This is a genomic window from Skermania sp. ID1734, assembly GCF_007489285.1.
Classification (GTDB): Bacteria; Actinomycetota; Actinomycetes; order Mycobacteriales; family Mycobacteriaceae; genus ID1734.
Window position 1 is genome coordinate 42,812 of sequence record NZ_VLIY01000019.1, and the last position, 20,280, is coordinate 63,091.

22 protein-coding genes are annotated in these 20,280 nt (G+C 65.4%); 11 read left to right on the plus strand and 11 right to left on the minus strand.

All coding sequences use genetic code 11. From position 1 onward, the window contains the following. The first annotated feature begins 153 nt into the window (after positions 1 to 153). The 3 genes from FOS14_RS20705 to FOS14_RS20715 all read left to right on the plus strand — a co-directional run bounded on the left by FOS14_RS20705 (position 154) and on the right by FOS14_RS20715 (position 3,843). Positions 154 to 1,470, plus strand: a complete 1,317-nt coding sequence (locus tag FOS14_RS20705) for a DUF1800 family protein (RefSeq protein ID WP_143772725.1) — start codon at positions 154 to 156, stop codon at positions 1,468 to 1,470. Between the two features lie 11 nt (positions 1,471 to 1,481). Continuing rightward, positions 1,482 to 2,678 carry a DUF1501 domain-containing protein gene (locus FOS14_RS20710; protein WP_143772726.1) on the plus strand — a complete coding sequence of 399 codons (1,197 nt, stop codon included), beginning with the start codon at positions 1,482 to 1,484 and terminating at the stop codon, positions 2,676 to 2,678. 211 nt (positions 2,679 to 2,889) lie between these two features. Further along, the gene (locus tag FOS14_RS20715) at positions 2,890 to 3,843 is read left to right on the plus strand and encodes a hypothetical protein (RefSeq protein WP_143772727.1); all 954 of its coding nucleotides are present in this window, start codon (positions 2,890 to 2,892) and stop codon (positions 3,841 to 3,843) included. Between the two features lie 66 nt (positions 3,844 to 3,909). Here the strand turns inward: FOS14_RS20715 and FOS14_RS20720 are convergent, their stop codons facing one another. From FOS14_RS20720 to FOS14_RS20730, 3 genes are read right to left on the minus strand one after another with little or no spacing between them, the layout of a single operon-like run. Further along, positions 3,910 to 5,013, minus strand: a complete 1,104-nt coding sequence (locus FOS14_RS20720; RefSeq protein WP_143772728.1) for a glycoside hydrolase family 76 protein — start codon at positions 5,011 to 5,013, stop codon at positions 3,910 to 3,912. 13 nt (positions 5,014 to 5,026) lie between these two features. Further along, positions 5,027 to 5,689: a TrmH family RNA methyltransferase gene (locus tag FOS14_RS20725; protein WP_143772729.1), complete on the minus strand. Its 663-nt coding sequence runs from the start codon at positions 5,687 to 5,689 to the stop codon at positions 5,027 to 5,029. After that, positions 5,686 to 6,471: an SDR family oxidoreductase gene (locus FOS14_RS20730; RefSeq protein WP_143772730.1), complete on the minus strand. Its 786-nt coding sequence runs from the start codon at positions 6,469 to 6,471 to the stop codon at positions 5,686 to 5,688. The genes FOS14_RS20725 and FOS14_RS20730 overlap by 4 nt, the downstream gene beginning before the upstream one ends. Before the next feature lie 55 nt (positions 6,472 to 6,526). Here FOS14_RS20730 and FOS14_RS20735 point away from each other — a divergent pair, with 55 nt between their 5' ends. After that, complete coding sequence (locus FOS14_RS20735; protein ID WP_143772731.1) at positions 6,527 to 7,777, plus strand: M23 family metallopeptidase; 1,251 nt, start codon at positions 6,527 to 6,529, stop codon at positions 7,775 to 7,777. Between the two features lie 46 nt (positions 7,778 to 7,823). After that, complete coding sequence (locus FOS14_RS20740) at positions 7,824 to 8,270, plus strand: hypothetical protein (protein WP_143772732.1); 447 nt, start codon at positions 7,824 to 7,826, stop codon at positions 8,268 to 8,270. A 30-nt stretch (positions 8,271 to 8,300) separates the two neighbouring features. On the opposite strand, the gene FOS14_RS20745 is transcribed toward FOS14_RS20740, so the two are convergent. After that, the gene (locus FOS14_RS20745; protein WP_143772733.1) at positions 8,301 to 9,026 is read right to left on the minus strand and encodes a lysoplasmalogenase; all 726 of its coding nucleotides are present in this window, start codon (positions 9,024 to 9,026) and stop codon (positions 8,301 to 8,303) included. Continuing rightward, positions 9,016 to 9,654, minus strand: coding sequence for a TetR/AcrR family transcriptional regulator (locus FOS14_RS20750; RefSeq protein ID WP_143772735.1), 639 nt, complete (start codon positions 9,652 to 9,654; stop codon positions 9,016 to 9,018). Before FOS14_RS20750 ends, FOS14_RS20745 begins: the two co-directional genes overlap by 11 nt. Positions 9,655 to 9,751: 97 nt before the next feature. On the opposite strand from FOS14_RS20750, the gene FOS14_RS20755 reads away from it, so the two are divergent. The 4 genes from FOS14_RS20755 to FOS14_RS20770 all read left to right on the plus strand — a co-directional run bounded on the left by FOS14_RS20755 (position 9,752) and on the right by FOS14_RS20770 (position 13,314). Beyond that, a complete protein-coding gene (locus FOS14_RS20755) occupies positions 9,752 to 11,182 on the plus strand; it encodes a cytochrome P450 (RefSeq protein ID WP_143772737.1) in 1,431 nt (476 codons plus the stop codon). Next, positions 11,179 to 11,370: a ferredoxin gene (locus FOS14_RS20760; protein WP_143772739.1), complete on the plus strand. Its 192-nt coding sequence runs from the start codon at positions 11,179 to 11,181 to the stop codon at positions 11,368 to 11,370. Before FOS14_RS20755 ends, FOS14_RS20760 begins: the two co-directional genes overlap by 4 nt. 140 nt (positions 11,371 to 11,510) lie before the next feature. Continuing rightward, positions 11,511 to 11,978, plus strand: coding sequence for a MarR family winged helix-turn-helix transcriptional regulator (locus tag FOS14_RS20765; RefSeq protein ID WP_255450493.1), 468 nt, complete (start codon positions 11,511 to 11,513; stop codon positions 11,976 to 11,978). Between the two features lie 76 nt (positions 11,979 to 12,054). Further along, positions 12,055 to 13,314: an MFS transporter gene (locus FOS14_RS20770; RefSeq protein WP_143772743.1), complete on the plus strand. Its 1,260-nt coding sequence runs from the start codon at positions 12,055 to 12,057 to the stop codon at positions 13,312 to 13,314. A 187-nt stretch (positions 13,315 to 13,501) separates the two neighbouring features. Here the strand turns inward: FOS14_RS20770 and FOS14_RS20775 are convergent, their stop codons facing one another. The 6 genes from FOS14_RS20775 to FOS14_RS20800 form a co-directional block, all read right to left on the minus strand. Next, the gene (locus FOS14_RS20775; RefSeq protein WP_255450494.1) at positions 13,502 to 14,464 is read right to left on the minus strand and encodes a glycosyltransferase family 2 protein; all 963 of its coding nucleotides are present in this window, start codon (positions 14,462 to 14,464) and stop codon (positions 13,502 to 13,504) included. A gap of 15 nt (positions 14,465 to 14,479) precedes the next feature. Continuing rightward, the gene (locus FOS14_RS20780) at positions 14,480 to 15,160 is read right to left on the minus strand and encodes a hypothetical protein (protein ID WP_143772745.1); all 681 of its coding nucleotides are present in this window, start codon (positions 15,158 to 15,160) and stop codon (positions 14,480 to 14,482) included. After that, positions 15,157 to 15,696, minus strand: coding sequence for an orotate phosphoribosyltransferase (gene pyrE / locus FOS14_RS20785; protein WP_143772746.1), 540 nt, complete (start codon positions 15,694 to 15,696; stop codon positions 15,157 to 15,159). The genes FOS14_RS20780 and pyrE overlap by 4 nt, the downstream gene beginning before the upstream one ends. Then, entirely contained in the window at positions 15,697 to 16,485 is a 789-nt protein-coding gene (locus tag FOS14_RS20790; RefSeq protein ID WP_143772748.1) for an SDR family oxidoreductase, read from the minus strand. Positions 16,486 to 16,515: 30 nt separating this feature from the next. Continuing rightward, the gene (locus FOS14_RS20795; RefSeq protein WP_255450496.1) at positions 16,516 to 17,247 is read right to left on the minus strand and encodes a hypothetical protein; all 732 of its coding nucleotides are present in this window, start codon (positions 17,245 to 17,247) and stop codon (positions 16,516 to 16,518) included. Positions 17,248 to 17,317: 70 nt separating this feature from the next. Then, a complete protein-coding gene (locus tag FOS14_RS20800) occupies positions 17,318 to 18,172 on the minus strand; it encodes a DUF5666 domain-containing protein (protein ID WP_143772749.1) in 855 nt (284 codons plus the stop codon). A 219-nt stretch (positions 18,173 to 18,391) separates the two neighbouring features. On the opposite strand from FOS14_RS20800, the gene FOS14_RS20805 reads away from it, so the two are divergent. Further along, positions 18,392 to 19,414, plus strand: coding sequence for an alpha/beta hydrolase family protein (locus tag FOS14_RS20805; protein WP_143772752.1), 1,023 nt, complete (start codon positions 18,392 to 18,394; stop codon positions 19,412 to 19,414). A gap of 28 nt (positions 19,415 to 19,442) precedes the next feature. Continuing rightward, positions 19,443 to 20,279: a TylF/MycF/NovP-related O-methyltransferase gene (locus tag FOS14_RS20810; RefSeq protein WP_143772755.1), complete on the plus strand. Its 837-nt coding sequence runs from the start codon at positions 19,443 to 19,445 to the stop codon at positions 20,277 to 20,279. Position 20,280 lies beyond the last annotated feature (1 nt).

Here is a 20,280-nt window from a genome sequence, read left to right on the forward strand (position 1 = left end):
AGGCATTCAAACATATTGATCCCGAGTCTGTTTCGCCCGAATTGTTGTCCGGCTTGCCCGATCTGCACCGGTCTGATGTTTGATACCTGACGGTTTACTGAAGATCTCCGCCGATGGATTTTCCGACGCCCGATCGTCGGGATACTTGAACCTATGGCACACCAATCCGCGCAGTGGTTGGCGGCGGCACGAGTGCTGCGCTGCGCCGGGTTTGGCGCTCGCGGCAGCGAGGTCGATGCCGCGGTGGGGAGTGATGTCGGAGCCCTGATTTCCGCGGCCCTGCAGACCGACCCGGAAAGCGATCCCGGCGCCCGGCGCACCCCGGTACCCACCTTTCCTGCGTTGCAGGCACCCGGCAAGGCCGCCGACATCGTTGCCCGCAAGCAACACAACAAGCAGGTGCAGTCGCAGCTCAGCACACTCACGGCGTGGTGGCTGCAGCGAATGGTCGCGGTGCAGCAACCGTTGCATGAGAAGCTGACCATGACCTGGCACAACCACTTTGCGACGTCGGTGCAGAAGGTCCGCGCGGCCGGATACATGGCCGCGCAGAATGCGAAGTTGCGTGCCGGCGCGCGTGGCGATTTCCGATCGCTGGCGTACGCAATGCTGACCGACGCGGCCATGCTGCGCTGGCTCGACGGCAATCAGAACACGGCCAAGGCGCCCAACGAGAACCTTGCCCGTGAGTTCATGGAGCTGTTCAGCCTCGGCCATGGCAACGGCTACACCGAAACCGATGTGCGGCAAGGGGCGCGGGCGCTCACCGGCTGGACCATCCGGCCCGACGGGACGTCCGTGTTCAATCCGCGCCGGCACGACGGCGGCATCAAAACAGTGCTGGGCGTGACCGGTCCCCTGGATGCGCGCGGCTTCTGCGACGCCGTTCTCGACCACCCGAAGTCCGCCGGATACGTCGCCGGTTCGTTGTGGCAGCGGTTGGTGTCGGACACTCCGCCGTCGCCGGAAGCGCTGTCCCGACTGTTGGCTGCCTACGGCCCGAACCGAAATCTCGCGGCGCTGACCACGGCCGTTCTGACCGATCCAGATGTGCAGGCGGGGCGGACCTCGATCGTGCTGGGCCCGGTCGACTGGCTGGTCGGGGCTGTGCGCGGACTGCAGGTGCCGATCGATACCGAGGCCGAAGCGCTCACCCTGGCGAGTGTGCTGCGCAACCTTGGGCAGTTGCCGTTCTACCCGCCGAGTGTCGGCGGGTGGCCGCGCGGGCAGGCCTGGTTGTCCACCGCGGCGGCCGAGTTGCGGTTGCGCACGGCACAGCAGTTGACCGCACGGGCAGACCTCAGCGCCGTGTCGCAAGCAGCACGCAGCGACCGGGTGGACGCCGTGGGGCACCTGCTCGGGATCGGCGCCTGGAGTGATCGCAGTGCGGCGGTTCTCGCGCCGCACGTGTCAAACCCGGCGCAGCTCACCGCCATTGCGCTCAACACGCCCGAATACTTGACCGTCTGAAGGGGGCTGGTGTGGCGGATTTCGATCGACGCAAGTTCCTGCTCGGGGCTGGTGTGGCGAGTGCGCTCGGCCTGCTCGCCGGGGCGTCGGGCATCACCTGGGAGGAGTTGCACCGCAGCGCGGCCGGTCGTCCGCTGGCGGCGGGGACGTCAATCCTGGTGCTGCTGACCATGTATGGCGGCAATGATGGAATCAATACGGTTATTCCCTACGCCGACAATGCCTATCACGACGCGCGGCCGGATCTTGCGTACAAGCCCGAGGAGGTCTTGCACCTCGATTCGCAACTGGGACTGAATCCGGCGATGAAGGGCATGGCGCAGCTGTGGCAGGACAAGTCGCTGGCGATCGTGCGTGGTGTCGGCTATCCCAAGCCTGACCACAGCCATTTTCGGTCGATGGACATCTGGCAGACCGCCTCTCCTGATGAACCGGTGAACACCGGTTGGATCGGGCGCTGGCTCGACGCGACCGGTGACGATCCGCTGCGCGCGGTGAACATCGGTTCGGTGTTGCCGCCGTTGGCGGTCGGGTCGAAGGCGACGGCTGCCGCGCTGGACGTCGGCGCGAAGGCGCTGCCCGCGGAATTGGCCACGGCGGCACGGGGGCTCGGGACCAGTTCGAGCGAGGACGGCACTGCCGAAGCGATGGTGTGTGCGTCGTACCGGGCCGAGCAGCAGGTGGCACACGCGCTGTCGTCAGTGCAGGTTGGTGCCAAGCCGGCGAAGGGCCGCAACGCGCTGACGGCGCAACTCGATGCGGTGGGCAAGTGTGTCAAGGCGGGGGTGCCGACGCGGGTGTACACGGTGAGCCTCAACGGGTTCGACACCCATGCCGACGAACGGTCCACCCAGCAGACGCTACTGGGCACGATGGACAGCGCGGTCTCTGGTTTTCTGCGAGACATGGCGGGTGACGAGCGCGGTAAGCACGTTGTGCTGGTGGCATATTCGGAGTTCGGGCGCCGGGTGCGCGCGAACGCATCGCACGGGACCGATCACGGCACCGCGGGGCCGGTGTTCATCGCGGGCGCGCCGGTGCGCGGGGGTTTCTATGGTGACGAGCCGAGCCTGACCAACCTCGACAACGGCGACCTCTACAGCACCGTCGACTTCCGTGACATCTACCACGAACTGGTCGGCAAAGTGCTCGGTGGTGACCCGGAGCCGGTGGTCGGTAGTGGCAGGAAGGATCTCGGGTTCCTGTAATTGCGGAAGTCACCCGCCAGTTGTCGTCGTGCTGCAGTCGATCGACTGCAGCACGACGACAACTGGCGGGTGACCTCAGGGGAACGGAGACGACAAACGGCGGCGGCGGCGGTTAACACCGTTATCCACAGCACCGACGCAATCCCCAGATGGACTGAACACGCTGGTCGGCGCCGTTGAGTGCACTGTGCGATTCCGCACCATTGGGGGCATGGACGAAGACCTGCCCGAATTGATCAGCCGCCGGGAGGCGCTGCAACGCGGTCTCACCGACCACGAATTGCGTACGTTGTGCAGTCAGCGCAACCTGATTCGGCTTCGGTCAGGCCTCTATGTGCGCTCCGATACTGACCTCGGCTGCGAAGCCCAGCACCTCGCCCGCGCGCGATGCGTGCTGGCCAAGATGCCCGTCGACGCGGCCTTGAGTCACACATCGGCAGCGCTCGCGTTCGGCCTGCCGGTGTGGGGCGTTGACCTCTCGCTCGTACACGTCACTCGGCCTGGCGCAACCGGCCGCAAGACCAAGCAGACGTACATCCACAGTGCGGCGCTCGCGCCGGAACGGACCTGCGTTGTCGAAGGTATGCGGGTAACTGATCCCGCCAGAACCGTCGTCGACGTTTGCCGGACGTTGCCGCTGCAGGCCGCTGTCGTAATCGGTGACGCCGCCAAACGTCAACTGCTGGTGACGGACGGGACGCTGGCAGCATTGTTGGAGGAAAGCAGGGGCCGCTACGGGAATCCGGCCGCGCGTCGAGCGATCAAGTTTCTCGACGCCCGTAGCGAAAGCGTGGGCGAGTCCCGCAGCCGTGTGCTGATGCACCGTGCCGGAGTTCCGCCGCCACAGTTACAGGCCGAGGTGTTCAACGCGAGTGGGCATTGGCTCGCGAGAGTGGACTTTCTGTGGGAGAAGTTCGGTGTGATCGGCGAATTCGACGGCAAGGCCAAGTATCTGCGTGACCTGCCACCGGATGCAGCACCCGGCGACGTGGTAGTCGCCGAGAAACTGCGCGAAGACCGGTTGCGCGAGGCAGGCTGGAACGTCGTCCGCTGGACCTGGTCGGATCTCGAAAAACCAAGTGCGTTAGCGCGCCGTCTGGAACGCGGTTTCGCGCGCGGCAAACCTTTCCCGTCACGGGTGCGCCTGTGCGAAGTCGCCCGCTAAGTTGCGTCGTGCTGCAGTCGATCGACTGCAGCACGACGACAACTGGCGGGTGACCTCGAGAAAGATCTAGTACCCGGCCGCACTCAAGTACGCCGCCGCCTCCATCAGCATCCAGCCGCTTAACTGCACCGACAGATCACGCTCGGGCACCACACTGCTTTGCACGGTCCCGCCGCTGAACTGCGCCGCACCCGAATCCGCCGTAGGCATTCGTGCGGGAGTCGACCAATCAGCGCTGAACAACGGCAGACCATCCACCTGCTCACGATTGCGCCACGCAGATTCCGCGGACACCAGCACAATTCGCGCGGCGGCCGCGCGGGTGGACGGATCATCGGGCAGCATCACCGCCACGAACGCCAGGTAGCGCGCAAGAATGCCGTTGAACAGCCCCCCGTCACCGCCTCCGCCGCCGACGATCACCCTGTCCCGGGTCAGCCGGCTCCCCACCGCACCGACCAGCCTGGCCACCCGCATCGGGTGCTCCCCGTTCGGAATCCGCAGTGCCAGCTCGGTTTCGAGCCCGAGCACCACACCCTGACAGTAGGTGTACACCGCACGCTCGAGCGCATCGGCGCGATCGGGCCGGATTCCGTCGAGGATCACATTCGTAGCTGGATCGCGCAACGTCGCGTCAATCCAGTCCGCCATCTCGACAGCGCGCGCCACATTCCCTGTGCGTGCCAACAGTATTCCGGCCGGACCATTAGCTGGCGCGTTGTAGAAGTCGGACCCCCGACACCACGGGATTCCCCCGCCACGCTCGGGCGCCCACGCCCGATACATCTGCTCCGACAGCGTCCGCACCGGACGATCGAACGACAGTCGGGTAACCCGCTGGGCACGTTCGAGCGCGAGGCCCAACCACGCCATGTCGTCGTAGAAACTGCTGGTCCACCCGCTGACATTGCGCAGCCGCTGGCCATGGGCCAGCCACTTGATCCGCTCCGTCCGTGCGGCAGTGGGTGCACGATATGCCGCGTCGACGGCGCAATCGATGAGATGCGCCTGCCACCAATAGTTCCAGGGCCCGAACCACCGCTCGTCTCGCGTGGCCGGCCACCCGCACACGCCTAGCCTCGTCGACGGCACCGACCACACGCGTCGTAGATGGCGAGCCAGGATTGCGGCCTCGGCGGCGTCAGCACGGGCGGCCCATTCGGATGTCATGTCGGCGATTGTGTCACCAAGCCTTTCCTAGATCGGCGTGCTGGCGCACCCACGTGTGCATCGCGATCCCCGCGGCCACCCCCGCATTGATACTGCGGGTCGAGCCGAACTGTGCGATCGAAACGGTCAGCGCAGCAGCCTCTTTGGCATGATCGGTCACCCCTGGGCCCTCCTGCCCGAACAGCAGTATGCACTCCCGCGGCAACTGCGCCGTCTCAATAGGCACCGATCCGGGCACGTTGTCCACCGCGACGATCGTCAGACCTTGCAGCGCAGCGAATTCCGCCAATGCGGCGGTGTCGGGATGGTGCACGATCCGTTGATACCGATCGGTCACCATGGCACCGCGCCGATTCCACCGGCGCCGGCCCACAATGTGCACCGCGGCGGCCGCAAACGCGTTGGCCGTGCGCACCACCGTCCCGATGTTCGCGTCGTGCCCGAAGTTCTCGATCGCGACATGCAGCGGGTGCCGCCGCCGATCAATGTCGGCGATGATGGCCTCGCGCGTCCAATACCGGTAGGCGTCAACGACATTGCGGCGGTCACCGTGTGCGAGGAGCTCGGGGTCCAGGCGCGGGTCGTCGGGCGGCGGTTCGTCGTGCTCGACGCTCCACGGGCCAACCCCATGAGTTTCGGTCCCCCACTCGGTGGGTCCGGGTAATTCGTCGCTCACGCCAGGCTCAGCACCTGATTGATTGCTCGGGTGACAAACGGCGGCGAGAACTGGGCCGCCAGCGCAAACAGCTTGGCGGGCAGGCCGACTCGATAGTGCACGGTCGGCAGCAGCGACCGTTTCGGGTGGGTGGCGTCCCAGATCGACTTCGCCACATCTTCCGGCGTCAAATGCACCCCGAGCGAGCGGGTGCTGGCCGTGTCCACCCCGTTCAGCATCCCGGTCTGCACGAACAGCGGCCACATGGCGATCACGCGAATGTCATGCGGGCGCCACTCCAGGTTCAACGCCTCGGTCAGGCCGCGCAGCGCGAACTTGGTGGCGCTGTAGGTGGCCAACTCGGGCTGGCCGTAGATGGCCGAGGCAGAACAGAGGTTGACCACCTGCGCGCCGCCCGTCTCCTTCAAGTAGGGGAACGCGGCCCGCGCGCCATAGACAGCCCCCGCGAAGTTGACGTCGATCATTCGCTTGTGGGTCGCCACGCTCATTTCGGCGAACTGCCCGGCGCTCAAGACGCCGGCATTGTTGATGAGGATGTCCAGTCGACCAGCCTCGACGGCGAATTCCCTGAGCACCCGGTCCCAGTGCGCCGGATCCGCCACGTTGAGCACCCCGAGCAGAGCGCTACCGCCGACTGCCTCGATGTCGGTACGCAGCTTCTCGAGCCCGGCGACATCCACGTCGAACCCACCGACCAGATAGCCGCGGCGGGCATATTCTAAGGCTGTCGCTTTGCCGATGCCGGCCGCAGCGCCGGTGATGAACACGGTCGGTTTTGTCATACCGGCAAGCGTATGTGCAGCACCGAATGGCTCGATCGACCAGTAGGAGCGTCACATGTCTCGCGCCTCGATTGTGCGCCCACTCGCTGTCCTAGCTGCCGCGTTCACGATTGCGGCGTGCGGCGGGACGGAATCGCCGCCGGTCTCGACCAAAACCCCTGCTTCCTCGTCCGCTCCGGCCACCGCGTCCCCCGATGTGTTCACCCCGGTGACGGCCCGCCCGCTCGATCTGCATCCCGTCGCGTTTCCCGGCACCGACGGTCACTTCCACCTCGTTTATGAGCTCGAGCTCACAAACACCAAGCTCGCGCCCGCGACTATCGACAGCGTCGCAATCATCGATCCCAGCAAGCCGACGCAGCCCATCGCCCAGTTCGCCGGCCAGGATCTGGTCTCTCGGCTGCGCACCTTGATGCCGGCGCCGGCCGACAACGCCGCCATCGAAGCGAACGGCAGCCGATTCCTGTACATCGAGCTTTCGTTCCCGGACAGCGCGAGCGTGCCGAAGGAAATCGCGCACCGGTTCACCTTGCACGCGGCGTCGAACCCGGCCGGCACCACGCCTGACCCCATGACCTACACCATTGCGTCCCTCATCATTTCGCAGCGCGCACTACCCAAGCTCAGCCCACCGCTGCGGGGCAACCACTGGGTCGCCACGAACGGCTGTTGCAACAGCGAGATCGTGCACCGCGGCTCACTTTCGTCGGTCAACGGCTCCGAGTACGACTCGCAGCGTTTCGCCATCGACTGGATGTTGCTCGGCGACGACGGGCAGTTCGTCCACGGCGATCCCAAGGTGGCGACCAACTATGCCGATTACGGCCAGGACGTGCTCGCCGTGGCCGACGGCACCGTCGTCAGCACCATCAACGACCTGCCCGACCAGGTGCCCGGCACGCTGCCGAATCCAGCGTCGATCACGATGGAGACGGTCGACGGCAACGGCGTGGTGCTCGATCTCGGCAACGGGGTCTACGCGTCGTACGCGCACCTGCAGAAGGGCTCGGTGACGGTTCACCCGGGTGACAAGGTCCACGTCGGGCAGGTGCTGGGCAAGTTGGGCAACTCCGGCAACACTTCGGCGCCGCACCTGCACGTGCACCTCATGGACGGCCCGTCGCCGTTGGGCTCCAACGGGGTGCCGTATGTGATCGACAAATTCGAGCTCGCCGGTCAGGTGGATCCAGTGGCATTCGCGGCCGCGCCGGGCGTCGAGGGCGTGTGGGCGCGGAATCTCCCGGCGAACCCGCCGCAGCGCACCGACCAGTTCCCGCTGAACCTCAACATCGTGAACTTCCGCTGAGCCCCTGCGGCGTTGGGGCGCATACGCGCCTACGCTGGAAAGTGCAATGGCCCACGAGCGATTCCTTCGCGCGGTGCTCGGCGCCAGCGCCGGGTACCTGGTGCTCTTTGCGGTTTGGGCCGCCTGGTTGCGGCCGCTCACCATCCCGGCGACCGTTCCGTATCAGGCGGTGTGCCTGGTGGGGTGCTACGGCTCGGTGGTCGGCTTAGCGATGATGTGGGCGAACCGGCCGAGTCGCGCCGATCGACAGTTGCGCAAGCATGGGCTCGAAGGCTGGGCACGGATCGAGGACATGCACCGGATCTGCCGCACCGATCACGCGACGGAATTAACCGAACTCGATTTAGAGCTCACCGTCCCGGGCTCGGAAACCTACAACGGCCGAGTGCTGTACGACGTCGCCCCGATCGACAAACCGCACTTCGCCATCGGCGAATACATCTCGATTCGTGTCGACCCGCACGATCGGGATCGAATCATGCTGTGCCCGTGACGGCTGTGGTTACGGGCGGGACATCAGGTCTCATTCTTCGACCAAATTTGACACCTGGTGTCCCGCGCGAACGGGTGGCACCCGCTCGTCGACGGCCTGGGCCAGCATCCCTTCCACCAACAAGCCTTGCGCCGCAGCGTAGGTGGCCAGGATGACGCCCTCCGCGTACCGCTTCGCTCGCGATGAGCGCAACAGCACCCGTCGCACCACGATCAACGCGTCGGAGACGGTGAACAGCAACGCCCCCAGTCCCAGCCAGCTACGGCGATCAGCGCCGGGCACGGCCAGTCCGCCAACCACGCTGGACTCCGGCGCCAACGTAGGGTCGGACGCCAAAGTCGTTGCCACTGCGAGGGTTACGCCGTAGCCGGTCAAAGTCGGCGCGACCGCGCGCGCCCGAGCACGCAACAACACCGAAGCCCCGAGCCACCCCACGATCCGGGGCGCGAGCGCAGGGGTAGTCGGCCGAGCACCCCGGCGCCACAGCGCAATCGCGTATCCGCTCTGCATTCCGGCGAACGACAACGCGCCGCGGGTGAGCCGTCGATCGTCGTCGGGTTCGATCAGCAAGATGTCCCCGACGGTCGCCGCCGCCAAAGACCCGACCAACAGCCAATCACCAGAGCGCACGGCACGCACCGCAAGGCTCGGCCCGATCAGTGGCTTGGCCACCTGCTGTACCCATTCCCGGTCGGAGAGTGCGCCATACACCGTCGCGACGGAAGCCGCCGCATAGACCGCATGCTCAGCGCGCATCATTACCCTCCGGAAGAAACGGTGTGCCCAAGGTGGTGCCAACCCAGGCTGCGTGCTCGATGATCTGCGCGGCGTCGGCGGTCACCACACCCGCGCGCCAGGCGGTGATCAGCTCGAGAAATCCGCCGATGAACATGAACGACGCTGACTCGAAGGCGCTCAAGTCCGCATCGGGTCGCAAGTATGGCCGCCCGGCAGCCATAAACACGGCCGTCATCGATTGCAGCATCTGCTGGCGCCGTTCCTCGAGAACCGCACTGCCGGCATGGTTTCCGAACAGAATGTGCGCGCGTCGCGGATCCTCGGCGACCTGCTCCACCAGCACGGCCACCCCGCGCCGCAGCAGCGTGAACGGCTCCTCGCCGGCGCCGTGCTCGAGCAGATCATCGAGCATCTGCGTGGTCTCGTCGCGAATCTGGTCCCACACGACGGCCAGCAGTTCGTCGCGATCGGCGAAGCTCTCGTAGAAGTACCGGTCGATGAGTTGGGCCTTGGCGCACACACCGCGCATGGTGACCGCCGCCCACCCGGACTCGGTCCAGATGGCCAGGGCGGCCTCGATCAACCGCGCTCGCCGGTCGGCCTTTCGCTCCGCCGACGTGCGTCCCCCCCAGGTCTTGCTTGGCATGCGTACATCTTGACAAGTTTGGATGCGTCGGTCCTAATTGATGGCGACCGCCCTCAATTGTGACAGTCTCCGCAACGACGCGAGAAGGACTCCCGCGATGAACCTGACCCGGTCGATCCAGGCGAAAGCCGCCGCGCTCACCGAACTGTATCCCGCCAAGGTCAAGCCGCTGGCCGATCCGCCGCCCGACAGCGGCCTCCTGCCGGTCATGGGCGACGGCGGCGCGCCGCTGGTCGGGCACACTTTTGAGGGTCTGCGTGACGTGCTTGCCTTGGGCCGGCAGTTGTACGGGCGCTACGGCGAAGTTTCGTGGACGAGCAGCTTCGGCCACACGATGGTCGCCGCTATCGGGCCGGCCGCGGTCGAGGAAGTCTGGGCAAACCGGAACAAGGCCTTCTCCAGCGAACTCGGCTGGGAGTACTTCCTCGGTCCGTTCTTCCGGCGCGGACTGATGCTGCTCGACTTCGACGAGCATCTCTATCACCGGCGGATCATGCAGCAGGCGTTCACCCGCCCACGCCTGATCGGCTACCTCGACATGATGACGCCGTTGATCTCGCGCGAACTCGACGACTGGCGTCCGAGCGGGCATTTTCACGTCTACCACCACGCCAAGCAGATGCTGCTGAACCTGGCCACGGAGGTTTTTGTCGGCGAGCACCTCGGGCCCGAGGCGCGCAAGCTCGAGCGAGCGTTCGAGGACACCGTGCGCGGTGGGCAGGCGTTCGTTCGTGCCAGCATCCCGGGCGGCACCTGGTCCCGAGGGCTCAGCGGCCGCAAGTACCTGCAGCGCTACTTCCGCTCGCACATCGCCGCCAAGCGCGCCGGCGACGGCCAAGACCTGTTCAGCGTGCTCTCCCGTGCGCAGACCACCGAAGGTCACCGGTTCACCGACGAGGACGTGGTCAACCACATGATCTTCGTGCTGATGGCCGCACACGACACTTCGACACTTGCGCTGTCGATGTTGACCTATCTGCTGGGCCGCAACCGCGAGTGGCAGGACCGGCTGCGCGCGGAATCGGTGGCGCTCGGGAAGCCGACGCTGACCTACGACGACCTCGACAAGCTGCCCGCGCTGGACATGGCGTTCAAGGAGACGCTGCGCATGTATGCACCGGCCGGTGTGCTGTTCCGCCAGGCGGTGAAGGACACCGACATCCTCGGCCACTATGTGCCCGCCGGCACCGACGTGATGATCTCGGCGTACGCGTCGATGCGGATGGAGCCATGGTGGGAGCGCCCGAACGAGTTCGATCCGGAAAGGTTCAGCGAGGAACGGCGCGAGGACAAATCACACCGCTACGCCTGGTCGCCGTTCGGCGGCGGCGCGCACAAGTGCATCGGGTTGTACTTCGGCGGCATGACAGTGAAGGCGGCCATGCACCAAATGCTGCTGCGCTACACCTGGAGCGTGCCGAGCGACTATGAGGTGCCGCTCACCTGGGGTACCGGCCCGACGCCCGCCGACGGGTTGCCGGTCGATCTGCAGCGGTTGCCCGCGCGTAATTTTGCGGTGTCGCGGTGACGCGCGCCGAGGTCGATCGCGACCGCTGCGAGGGCCACGGCTTCTGCGAATCGCTGGTGCCCGATCTCTTTGCGGTCGATTCCGACGGCAAATCTTCGGTGCTGCAGGATTCGGTTTCCGACGTTGCCGGAGCCGAGTTGGCGGCGGAGTCGTGTCCGGTGGCGGCGATCCGCCTCCTTAACGGCTGACCATATGCGCACACATATACACACCGCTGCCGTCTCGAGCTCGCTTTGAGCTATACACACATCGATACACACACCGGTCTATGAGGAACGCCACAAGTACATAGGTTCTCTATATAGTTAGCTTATGCAACAATATAGAGGTGACCGAATCCCAACCAGCTGAGCTCCACGACGTGGCCGTCGGACTGGTGACCACCTCCGCCAGGATCAGCCGGCTCGCCGCCGCGCTGGCTCCCGAGAGCGGACCGCGCGCCATCACCCGGGCGCTGTCGCTGCTCGACGAGTACGGCGCCATGCGGATCAGCGATTTCGCTCATATCGACCGCTGCTCGCAGCCGTCGGCGACCGCGCTGGTCAGCAAGCTCATTCAGCAGGGGTTCGCCACCCGGCGCCGTGATCCCAACGACTCCAGAGCCGTGGTCGTTGAGATCACTTCCGCCGGCCACGAGCAGTTGACCCGCTCGCGGGAAGCAATCGGCAAGGCCCTCACGCCGCGGCTGTCGCAGATCGATCCCGACCTCATCACCCGCCTGCACCAAGACCTCGCCGAGTTGTATCAGGCACTCAAAGAACAGAATCCGCAAGCACATTCGAGGAAAGCCTCATGACCGTGTTACCCGTTACGGACCTTTCGTCCGCTCCTCGCTCGTTCCTCGCTGCGATGCTCGGAAAGGCCCTCCACTCATGACCACGACAGTAGACAGAGCCCCTGCGGAAACCGGCTCGACAAAATCACCCAGCTTCTTCGACCAGCCCCGCGCCGTGTGGGCAGTGGCGTTCGCCAGTGTCATCGCGTTCATGGGCATCGGTTTGGTCGACCCGATCCTCAAGCCCATCGGCGATCAGCTGCATGCCAGCCCGTCGCAGGTGTCGCTGCTGTTCACCAGCTACATGCTGGTCACCGGCGTCGCCATGCTGATCACCGGCGTTGTCTCCAGCCGATTCGGCGCCAAGAAGACGCTGCTCGCAGGTTTGGCCATCATCGTGGTGTTCTCGGCGCTGGCGGGTATGTCGAACACGATCAATGGCATCGTCGGCTTCCGTGCCGGATGGGGCCTGGGTAACGCGCTGTTCATCGCGACCGCACTGGCCACCATCGTCGGCGCTGCCAGCGGCGGTGTCTCCCGCGCGATCATCCTGTACGAAGCCGCTTTGGGCGTCGGCATCGCCGCCGGTCCCCTGGTCGGTGGACTGCTTGGCGGAATCAGCTGGCGGGGACCATTCTTCGGCGTTGCGGCACTGATGGCCGTGGCGTTCATCCTGATCACCGTGATGCTGCCCGAGGGGCCGAAGCCAGCCAACCCAACGTCTTTGGCAGCACCGTTCCAGGCACTGCGGCACCGGGGACTGCTGACCGTCGGAATCACCGCGCTGCTGTACAACTTTGGCTTCTTCACCTTGCTGGCCTACACCCCGTTCCCGTTGAACATGGGTACGTACGCAATCGGTTTCATCTTTTTCGGCTGGGGTTTGGCGCTGGCTGTCGCGTCGGTGTTCTTCGCGCCACGGTTGCAGCGTCGGTTCGGCACCTTGCCGATGATGGTGGCCTCGCTGCTGCTCTTCGCGCTGGATTTGGCTGCCATGGCAGCGTTTACGGAGGACAAGGCCGTCCTGATGATCGGCGTGGTGCTGGCCGGCTTCTTCCTCGGCGTGAACAACACGCTGATCACCGAGACCGTGATGATCGCGGCGCCCGTCGAGCGGGCCACCGCCTCGGCCGCCTACAGCTTCGTTCGGTTCGTCGGTGGCGCGATCGCACCGTGGGTGGCCGGCAAGCTCGGTGAACAGAACATGCACGTGCCGTTCTGGTTGGGTGCGGCGTGCACCGTCGCCGCCGTGGGCGTGCTCATGACCGGCCGAAAGGTGCTGGCGCACGTGGACGATCACGATCCCGCGCCGCACAGCGTCGAGGAGGCGCAGGCGATCACCGTCGGCGACGACTAACCTTTCGCCACTCCGGAAGCAGGGGTCCCCTACTAGCGTTCACACGCAGTAGGGGACCCCTGCTTTTATGGTTGGTGCGACGCTCGGCAACTCAGCCTTGTGTATGCGTGTGTGTATACGCCGACGAGGCAGACGTTGACGGACTGTGTGTATACATGTGTGCATATCCGCAACTGCACCGCAGACATCACAGATAGAACCGCTTATACCGCCAGCTACCGCGCAAGCGGCCGTTCACGATTCCCGCGGCCCACACCCATTGCCCAATGCGTGCCCGGCTCCAGTTCCACGGCCACGCCGGCAACATGAACGCGAGCCAGCCTAGATAGCCGAGCAGCATGATCGGATTGTCGCCGCGCGCACCGAGATCAGCATACTGCCGTGAAACGCGGGCCTCCGCAATGCCGTAACCCTTTGCCTGCTCGTAAGCGTCGCGCAATTTCGACCGAAATCGATAGGCCACCACGGCGTCCGGCGCATATCCCAATCGGTAACCGGCCAGCTGGGCGCGCCAGCAGATGTCGATGTCACCGCCGGACCCTGAGCCACCAAAACTTTCGTCGTAACCAGCGATCTCCTCGAACACGCTGCGCCACATACCCATATTGCAACCAAACGTCATGGGCAAAAAGTGACCGATTACCGGCAGCTTGTGCGGTGGCGGGAGCGGACGCCACTGCGCGACGGCGCGATCGTTGAGCGACTCGCCTTCGAGCGCGCCACCGACGATCCCGTACTCAGACCCGACTTCCGCCAATTCCGACAACCAGTTCGGGTGCACAGCGTCATCTTGGTTACAAAAGGCAATGAAGGGCATCGACGCCTCGCGCACGCCCCGATTACAAGCCGCGCCGGACCCCCGTACGTCCGACGCGTCCACGTACCGCAGCGCCAGTTTGTCAGCGAGCGGATGGTTTTCGACGAACTTTCGCAACTCAGGGCTGCCTCCATTGTCGGCGACGATCACCTCGAACGTCCCAGTGAAGTCTTGACGCCCAAGCGCTTCGAGTTGCTCGCCGATCTCCGGCAGCGCTTGGTACGCGGGTATCACCACCGAAATGCTCTGCGGACGCTCGAAGGCCACCGCACGCTCAGGAATCAGGTCGAGTCGCGGCTTTTGATCGAGGATCCGTTCGACCAGACTGCCCACTTAACTACTCCCCCTTTAGCCTTCGAGCATCCGCTCATGCCCTTGCGGGCACCGCCCGCGAATACTGTCGTGCGACCTGTCGCTGTCTCCGTCGAAGACGTCCCACCGCTCCCAGTGCGCGGCACAGTAGTCCTGCCGGCACATCGGGCAGAACCATGGCGCCAGTTCTGGATCCAGGGCAAACACCGTCGCAGAATCCCTGTCGCCCAAGGCAGTTCGGAGCCTGCCCGCGCCGGGGGCTGCCAGCATGAGCCGCACTGGCCGAGTAAAACTGTGGCGCACCACCGTTCCCGGACCCTCGACAGTATCGATCTCGATGTCACCGGCCGCCGCGCCACAGAGCGAACACAAAAACCGGGCATGTCGCGCCACCCTCGAAACACGCGCGTGTTCGATGGCCGCGAGCGCCCGTTCACCATGGCGGGCCAGCTCAGCAAACTCCGCATCCCAACCGCTGCTGGCCGCGACCTCGTGCGCCGGTCCGGTGGGCGCGAACACGAACGCCACCCGCATGGTTGGCACCTCGCCGTCACAGACCTCGGCTATGAGTGCGTCGATATCGATGCTCGCGTCGTCCGGACCAATCCACGACGACCAGCCAAAGTCGTTACCAGGCGAATTGATCAGCTCCCGCAACCGGCGCAGCGCCGCCACCAGATCGGCGCGGCCCGCCGCGCCGAGGTCCGGCGAGCTCACTGCTGAGCCAGCCCGAGGTCACCGAGGCCGAGCACCGACCGGTACTCGAGCCCCTCCGCCGCGATCACCGCATCCGCACCCGTCGCACGGTCCACCACAGTCGCCACCCCGACCACCGTTGCGCCCGCATCACGCAGCGCCTTCACTGCGGTGAGCGGAGAGTTGCCGGTCGTAGTCGTATCCTCCACCACGAGAACGCGTTTGCCCGCCACCTCAGGGCCCTCGACCTGACGCTGCATGCCGTGCGCCTTGGCTGCCTTGCGCACCACGAAGGCATCCACCGGACGACCGGGCGCGTGCATCACCGCCAGCGCAACCGGGTCGGCGCCCATGGTCAGACCACCGACGGCGTCGAAGTCCCAGTCCGCCACCAGTTCTCGCACGAGCTTGCCGATCAACGGGCCCGCGCGGTGATGCAAAGTCGCGCGGCGCAGGTCGACGTAGTAGTCGGCCTCGCGGCCGGAAGAAAGTGTCACGCGGCCGTGCACCACGGCCAATTCCCGCACCAGCGCGGCAAGTTCGTCGCGGTCGCTCATCTAGGTGCGCCCCCGGCCGCGTCCGACGAGGCTGTTCAGCTTGCGTACCGCCGACTTGGGCACCACCCGACCGGCCGACGTGATCACCTTGTATTGCAGACCCGGAACGCAGATCACCTTGCCCTTGTCGAGATCCTCAAGGGACGTGCACACCACTTGGTCGACGTTGAGCCACATCAGCTTCGGAATGCTCTCCATCGCGATCCCGGCGCGTTCGTGGAACTCGGTGTGCACGAATCCCGGGCACAGCGCCTGGACACGCACGCCGGTGCCGGCCAGCCCGCCGGACAACCCCTCGGTCATCGCCACGACGTAGGCCTTGGACGCCGAATAGGTCGATCCGCGACCCGAGATCAGCCCGGCCACACTGGCCACGTTGATGATCGAACCCTTCGCCGCGGCGATCATCGGCGGTAGCGCAGCCCGGGTCAGTTGCATCACCGCGGTGACGTTCACATCCAACTGGGCCTGCAAGAGCGCCGGATCGGCTTCCCAAAACTCACCGGACGTGCCGAAGCCGGCGTTGTTGACCAGGAACTGGACGCCTTTGCTCAGTCGCTCTGCGACGGCGTCGCGGCCCTCTACGGAAGCCAGATCGGCTGGCAGGATTTCCGACTCGGCGCCGTAATCGCGGGCCAGCTTGTTCGACAGTTCCTGCAGTCGTTGCTCGTCGCGCGCTACCAGCACGAGGTCATATCCACGCGACGCCAGCTTCTCGGCAAATCCCGCGCCTAATCCCGACGTGGGTCCGGTGACGAGTGCCACGGGGCGAAGTGATCCGTTCGACATGCGGCAAAGCCTATCGGCAAACACGCAGGATCAGGGCTGGGGTGCCGGGCCCTGATCCCACCGCGGTTGATTACCGAATCCCTCGGCGGGTGGCTCCTCCGCAATCGGTCGCGGCCTGGGCCGGCCCGGGTCTGGCCGCGTCGACCGGAAGCCCTGCGGCTGCCGCACCGGCGGCAACACGTGCAGCATCCCCGACAGCCGGGTGACGGCGTCGATGGCCTCGTCCCACTCGCGTCCGGTCGAGGTGACCGGCAGCGAGCCGAGCGTCCACGAACCCTCGCTCCACAACATCTGCAGCTTCGGCGGCAGCGACTCGGCGAACGCCACCATGCGCTGGTCGCAGACCCGGCGGGCAATCTCCAGATCGGTGGCAAACACGATCCGCGGGCCCATCGCGCCGAGCAGTTCCATGTCCGCGTCCTTGGGCGGCGACATCGACTTCAGCCGGAGGTCGATGTCGACGTCGGAGCCGATGTCGCGCTGCACAGCGACGATGGTGGCCGTCTCTTCCAGGTCGAACAGGTAGAACTTCTCCCCCCTGCGCATTCCGCTGACCACGTCGACCGCGGAGAGGTAATCCTGCTTGGCCAGCGCCGCGCGGCGCCAGGTGGCCGGCAGCTGCGGCTCCTCCGGGGTGAACGTGTAGCCCTGCGCCTTCGCCCAGACCTGACGGACGTGTCCGGAACGCGCACGCTGGATGTGGTCGATGTACAGCAGAGCGCCCGCACCTATGAATGCGATCGCAGCCAGTCCGAACCACATTGCCGTCATCGCCTGACACCCTAGCCATTTCTGCAGTCACACGCCCGTAGGCGAAGCTGCGCGCCGCCGTCTACCTCGGAGGATTGCCGAAGCCGCCGAAGTCGGGCAGCGCCATGCTGACGATCGAGGTGGCGTGAATCGTTCCGTTGCCCACCTTGTCGCCCTGCACGATGATCGTGTCGCCGACCTTGAGGTCGGAAACCTTGGTGCCGGTCAGGCCGAGGACTTGGGTGTTGTCGTCCGTCTGGATGGTCACCGTGTCGCCACTCAAGTCGCTGAGGGTGATGGTGGTGCCATCGTTGGACGCGACCTTGCCCATGGTGGTATTGCTGCCGTTGAGGCCCGGAATCTGGACGGTGGTCAGCGGACCGCCGGTGCGCGGGAGGGTCTGCTGCGGGATCGGCAGGCTGTGCGTGGGGGTCACGGCTGCCTGGTCACTGGAACTGTCGTCGCTCTTGCTGAGGTTCCAAGCCAATGCGATCACACCTACCAACGCGAGGATGCCCACGACGGCCAGGATCGGGATCCATCGGTGCGGCTTGCGTGGACCGCCTGGGCCGCCGGTGGTTTCCAGCGGCGGGATCTCTCCCGGTGGGTAGCCGCCCGGCGGCTGGTAGTAGGTGGGGTACGCCTGCGTCGGATTCGGCTGTCCGTAAGCGTTCGTGTTGTACGCCGGCGGGTAGGGGGCGGTCGCGTTGGGCGGGACCTGGCCGTACGCCTCGTACGGGTTGGACGTGTGGTAGCCGGCCTGTCCCCAGCCGTAATGCTCGGTGGGCTGGTCGGGGTTGGCGTATCGATCCGTCGGCTGGTCACCGCTCGGGGCGGACCAACCTTCACCGCCGGGCGCGGCCCAACCGTCACCGCCGCCATGGGCGGCCGGGTCGCGGCTGCCCTGCGAACGCCAGGGATCGTCGGGATTGCTCATACCTGGCAAGGCTACGCGGTATCGACCCACACCCTCCCTGTGCGTGAATTTTCACCGCGGGCGGTGAAAATTCACGCACAGGGGTTGGCCGTTCGTCACCCTCCGGTCACGATCCAGTCCTTTTTGGTCGGCGCGGGGTCGGCGGCTTGTAACGCGCCGGTATCCTCAGGCCGACGTCGAAGCCAAGATGTCACAACGCTTCAACCGCAGGGGATCACTATGGCGTGCAGCCACGGGAAAGTACTGCTCGCGGCGGCGGTGTGTGCCGCTGGACTGTTCATCGTGAACCCCGGGGTCGCCGCAGCTGACCCAGTCATCTCCTCCGGCCAGCCTTTGGCCAACACGGTCGCCGCCGATGGCTCAAAGCTCACGTCCTTCACCGTGGTCGATCCCCGCACCATCGAAATGTCCGTGCATTCCGCTGCGATGAACCGCGATGTGCCGGTGCGGGTGCAACGACCCGCCGACACCAGCCAGCCGCGTCCCGCGCTGTACCTACTCGACGGCGAGAACCGTCGACAGGTCACCGACGGCATGCAGTTCTTGTCTGACAAGAACGTCAATGTCGTCATCCCGACGGGCGGCGAGAACGCGTACTGGACCGACTGGCGCAACCCCGACCCGAAGCTCGGCGTCAACAAGTGGGCAACATTCCTGAGCCGCGAACTTCCACCGATCATCAACTCCGCACTGGGCACCAACGGCCGCAATGCTGCCGCCGGTATCTCCCGCACCGGCACCGCGGCACTACAACTGGCCGCCGAAAACCCCGGGTTGTATAAGGCCGTGGCCGTCTACAGTGGCTGCGCCGACACCGGCGATCCGCTCGGTCAGGCGATCGTGCGGGCCAGCATGATGGAGTACGGCCAGGGCGACGCCGACAACATGTGGGGGCCGCCGCTGGACCCCGAGTGGGCGGCCAAGGACGTAACGCAACATCCCGAGAGCCTGCGCGGAGTGGACATGTTCATCTCGAACGGCAGCGGACTTCCGGGCCGGTACGACACTCTCGCCAACCCGTACTTCAACAACGACGTGATGAAACTGGCGGACCAAATCGTGGTCGGCGGCGCGCTCGAGGGCGCGATCAACCTGTGTGCGCACAAGCTGCAGGCCAGCCTCGCGGCGGCCAACATTCCCGCGACCTTCGATTTCCGCCCGAACGGTACGCACGCCTGGTCCTACTGGCAGGACGATTTCAAGACGTCCTGGCCGGTGTTGGCGCACGGTTTGGGGCTCTAGGAAGCCCGCGCACGTGGATGCACTCGACATGACCGATCGCGCACGCGAGCTTTACATCGATCTCCTTGCGCGCATGTTGACTCGGTACGGGTTCAGCGACGGCGTGCTCACCGAGGCACGCTTTAGCCGCGTCCCGTTCCTGCGTCCGGTACAGGCGCAGTTTCGCAAGAAGGGCCTGGTCGTCGCGCGCCAAGAACCGTACGACAGCAACCAGCGCGAATACGGTCTCGACTGGCCCGAGCACGCCGAGACGATGGTTGGCTTGCGCCGACTCGACAACCTGCACCAGTGCATCAAGACCATCGTCGCCGAGTCAGTTCCCGGTGACCTGGTGGAAACCGGCGTCTGGCGGGGCGGCGCGTCGATATTCATGAAGGGCGTACTGGCCGCATACGGCGCGGAGCGAGACCTGTGGTTATGCGATTCCTTCGAAGGTCTACCGTCACCGGACACCTCGAACTTCCCACAGGACAACGGGATCCGGCTGGACAAGGAGGCCTGGTACCTAGCTGTCAGCGAGGCCGACGTCGCGCGGAACTTCGAGCGCTACGGCCTCCTCGATGAGCACGTGCACTTCGTCAAGGGATGGTTTCGGGACACGCTCAGCTCACTGACGGTTGACGAGATATCTTTGCTGCGTCTCGACGGCGATCTGTATGAATCGACGATTCAGGCGCTAAATCCGCTGTACCCGCGCATTTCTGTCGGCGGATTCTGCGTGGTCGACGATTACGGAAACATCGAGGCGTGCAGACAGGCGGTACACGATTACCGGGATAAGCACGGTATAACCGACGAGATAGTCGATGTTGACGGCTCAGGGGTCTTTTGGCGCGTAACGGAGAGGATCGACCGCCATAACTGAA

What these genes read in the sequence shown, in the direction of transcription:
- FOS14_RS20795 (WP_255450496.1), bottom strand. Translation starts at nt 17,247, where the DNA reads ATGTGGTTCGGACTGGCTGCGATCGCATTCATAGGTGCGGGCGCTCTG.
- pyrE (WP_143772746.1), bottom strand. Translation starts at nt 15,696, where the DNA reads ATGAGCGACCGCGACGAACTTGCCGCGCTGGTGCGGGAATTGGCCGTG.
- FOS14_RS20800 (WP_143772749.1), bottom strand. Translation starts at nt 18,172, where the DNA reads ATGAGCAATCCCGACGATCCCTGGCGTTCGCAGGGCAGCCGCGACCCG.
- FOS14_RS20750 (WP_143772735.1), bottom strand. Translation starts at nt 9,654, where the DNA reads ATGCCAAGCAAGACCTGGGGGGGACGCACGTCGGCGGAGCGAAAGGCC.
- FOS14_RS20805 (WP_143772752.1), top strand. Translation starts at nt 18,392, where the DNA reads ATGGCGTGCAGCCACGGGAAAGTACTGCTCGCGGCGGCGGTGTGTGCC.
- FOS14_RS20770 (WP_143772743.1), top strand. Translation starts at nt 12,055, where the DNA reads ATGACCACGACAGTAGACAGAGCCCCTGCGGAAACCGGCTCGACAAAA.
- FOS14_RS20730 (WP_143772730.1), bottom strand. Translation starts at nt 6,471, where the DNA reads ATGACAAAACCGACCGTGTTCATCACCGGCGCTGCGGCCGGCATCGGC.
- FOS14_RS20705 (WP_143772725.1), top strand. Translation starts at nt 154, where the DNA reads ATGGCACACCAATCCGCGCAGTGGTTGGCGGCGGCACGAGTGCTGCGC.
- FOS14_RS20810 (WP_143772755.1), top strand. Translation starts at nt 19,443, where the DNA reads ATGACCGATCGCGCACGCGAGCTTTACATCGATCTCCTTGCGCGCATG.
- FOS14_RS20715 (WP_143772727.1), top strand. Translation starts at nt 2,890, where the DNA reads ATGGACGAAGACCTGCCCGAATTGATCAGCCGCCGGGAGGCGCTGCAA.
- FOS14_RS20745 (WP_143772733.1), bottom strand. Translation starts at nt 9,026, where the DNA reads ATGCGCGCTGAGCATGCGGTCTATGCGGCGGCTTCCGTCGCGACGGTG.
- FOS14_RS20720 (WP_143772728.1), bottom strand. Translation starts at nt 5,013, where the DNA reads ATGACATCCGAATGGGCCGCCCGTGCTGACGCCGCCGAGGCCGCAATC.
- FOS14_RS20755 (WP_143772737.1), top strand. Translation starts at nt 9,752, where the DNA reads ATGAACCTGACCCGGTCGATCCAGGCGAAAGCCGCCGCGCTCACCGAA.
- FOS14_RS20740 (WP_143772732.1), top strand. Translation starts at nt 7,824, where the DNA reads ATGGCCCACGAGCGATTCCTTCGCGCGGTGCTCGGCGCCAGCGCCGGG.
- FOS14_RS20735 (WP_143772731.1), top strand. Translation starts at nt 6,527, where the DNA reads ATGTCTCGCGCCTCGATTGTGCGCCCACTCGCTGTCCTAGCTGCCGCG.
- FOS14_RS20790 (WP_143772748.1), bottom strand. Translation starts at nt 16,485, where the DNA reads ATGTCGAACGGATCACTTCGCCCCGTGGCACTCGTCACCGGACCCACG.